General features: G+C 65.8%; 2 protein-coding genes and 1 pseudogene. All 3 read right to left on the bottom strand.

What is annotated here, in order from left to right; translation table 11 throughout:
• Positions 1 to 328: hypothetical protein (locus tag WBV89_RS00415; protein ID WP_423979369.1), on the bottom strand; the 328-nt coding region annotated here is incomplete at its 3' end.
• Complete coding sequence (locus tag WBV89_RS00410) at positions 325 to 2,040, bottom strand: hypothetical protein (protein ID WP_423979370.1); 1,716 nt, start codon at positions 2,038 to 2,040, stop codon at positions 325 to 327. The genes WBV89_RS00415 and WBV89_RS00410, both read right to left, overlap by 4 nt.
• A gap of 237 nt (positions 2,041 to 2,277) precedes the next feature.
• Positions 2,278 to 2,499 (bottom strand): annotated as a pseudogene (locus WBV89_RS00405) (glycosyltransferase family protein); the annotation flags it as partial.
• Positions 2,500 to 2,547: the final 48 nt, after the last annotated feature.

Genomic DNA, 2,547 nt, shown 5'->3' with positions numbered 1-2,547 from the left:
CTGCTGCGGCACGGCGAATTTCGGGGTGGAGTCGGATCCAGCGACTCATTCGCCGGGCCACACCACGACGCGCCCGTCGGACCCGGTTGCGGCCACGGCGCAGACGCCACGCCAGTGACTTCCCGGTGAGAAGGCGGACCCAGAGCGGCGCCGACGGCGAGGCCCGAGGATCTTCCTCAGCCGCCACGATCACCGCACGCTTCTTGCTCTCACCCTCAGATACCTCGGGTTTGACGACGATCGGCTGCGGCGTCGCGCCAATCAAGGCGTCTGAAAGATGCCAGCGTCGCTCCTGTCCCGACCGCTGATCAGTTGCGGTGTCCGTCATCGGGCGGATCGCATGGCGTCGAGTCGACCGCGCACACCGCGGAGCATGCCCCCAGCCATGTCGGCGAGCCGCAGGGATCGGCGCGAGCGAAGTCGGGTGATCTGGGCCTCCAGCCCCTGAATCCGGCGCTGGTCGCTCGTGCGCGACTCCTTGCTCACGCTGAGCGCATCTTGCCGCGGCTTGATGTGCGTTGGTGTACCGATCGAGCGCATCTGCAAGACGATCGATCCGCCCACCCCAGCGAGGTCGATCGGCACGACATTGTCGACTTGATGATGGACGGCGAGCTGTCGGAGCCGTCGCTGGGCGTAGACGGACCACGGTTCGAGCGCGCGGTCCCATTCGAGCTGGCTGGTGATCACGGCCGTTTCGATTCCGAGCTCGGCCGCCAGCGGGGGCCTGGTCCCTTCGACGACGATGATCGGAATGAATCCTGGTGCCTGACGCCGCTGTTGGTCGAGAACTCGAATGGCGTCTTCGAGCTCGGCGTTCGCCGCACCGAGACACACCACGAGCGTTGTCGCGTACGAGGAGCGCATTCCCGGCGGCACGAGCGCGAGTGATGGCACTGCCGCCGTTGTCACGTCGCCGACCCGCGAGGACGGTGGCCCGACCAGCCGACGAATGCGAGCTCCGTGCGCGTCGTGGCCGAAACGTGTGCGAACGATTTCGTCGGTCCGATCGAGATGTGCGCGAAGCGCCGCGGGATCGTCGAGCAAGATCTGCAACTGAGCCAACGCACACTCGGCGTCGGCGTAGACGCACGCGTCTCCGAACGTCATTCGGAAGTGGTGGGGAACCACGACCGGCACGCCGACGGCGAGGGCTTCGAGGATCGTGCGACCAAACGCCTCGGTGAGGTCGGAATGGTGGTAGTAGACGAAAGCATCCAGACCGGCAAGGAATTCTCGGGGAGCGACCGATCCGAACGGAAAAACCTCCCAGCCGTCGGGCTCTTCGCCAAGAATGTCGCTCACAGCATCGGCTCCGCCGAGTACGCGAACGCGCACACTGCCGTCAGTGGGGTAGACCGCTCGGAGCACCTCGGCCTCACCTGGCCATTTCAGCGGATGCGGGCGGCTGTGGCGTCCGATGACGAGCCGGTCGTCGAGGTCGGTCGTGACGTCTGCTGAACTGACAACGTCGTGCTCGCGCTTCTCCACCGGACGGCGCCATCGATCGACGTCGATGATCTCCGTCCAGTCATCGTCGGCGACCTCAACGCCGTGCAGGGTCGCTCGGACTGCGGCGCTGACGGGCGCCCAGTTCGGATGGGAGCCGAGCGCCTCCACGATGTTGGCGTCCACCTTCTTCGGGTCGTAATAGACCTCTGCCGCGTCAGCCGGTACCTGTCCGACGGTGACGATGACCGTGTCGGTGTCCACCGGCAGCGCGGCACCGAGCGGGGCCGCAAACGCCATGGGATGTTTCACGATGGTCAACGGAGCGCGCACCGATTCACCCGGAAGGACCAGATCGGCAATTCCCTCATCGAGGATGCGGCGAAGGCCCGGATGAACCGACGCGGTGGGCCCCAGCCGAGGGCTCGCCAAGTGAAGAACGCCGACCCGGTACCCCGCATCTCGAGCGGCGATCAACTCCTCGACGAGGCTCGTGGATGTCCCACCGGGAAACCTGAGCTCAGCAATGACCAGGACGTCGAGCTCGGTGACCGTGGCATGGCCCTTCGTGTGCCCCGGTCGGTGCGGCATCGAACCGCCACGGTACTCAGTCGCGGAATGCGCTCGGCTGCGTATCGGTGAAGCACGACGCGCGAGGGCAGAGGGCCCTGTTTCACGGTCCGGTCGCGCCGCGGCTCCGGGTTGATCGATCGGGTTGGGACCGAGAACTCTCGGGGGACTCGTCGAACGGATCTCGTCGAGAAGCTTCAGCCACTGCGCCGCGCGGTGGTCCAGAGTGTGGTGAGCCATCACGGTTTCTCGCCCAGCGGCCGCCAATCGGCGCCGGCGGGGCGAATCCGAGAGAAGCACTCGAATCTGGCTCTCGAGCTCGTCGGCGTTGGAATAGGCGGGGATCGTGTCACCGAAGATGGTGTCGAGCCCGCCGACATCATCGGACAGCACGACCCCGCCGGAGGCGAGCACGTCAAAGAGACGATTGGCGACGAAGCCTTGCGAACGCATCGAACCATGATGATCGGCGACAACGATGGAGGCGGAACGATATGCGGTGGGGAGATCGTGGTTCGAGATGTAGTC

This window comes from Ilumatobacter sp. (assembly GCF_049588435.1).
In the GTDB taxonomy this organism is placed as follows: Bacteria; Actinomycetota; Acidimicrobiia; order Acidimicrobiales; family Ilumatobacteraceae; genus Ilumatobacter_A.
Note: the sequence above shows the minus strand (reverse complement) of the source record. Positions and strands in the feature narration are given on the sequence as shown.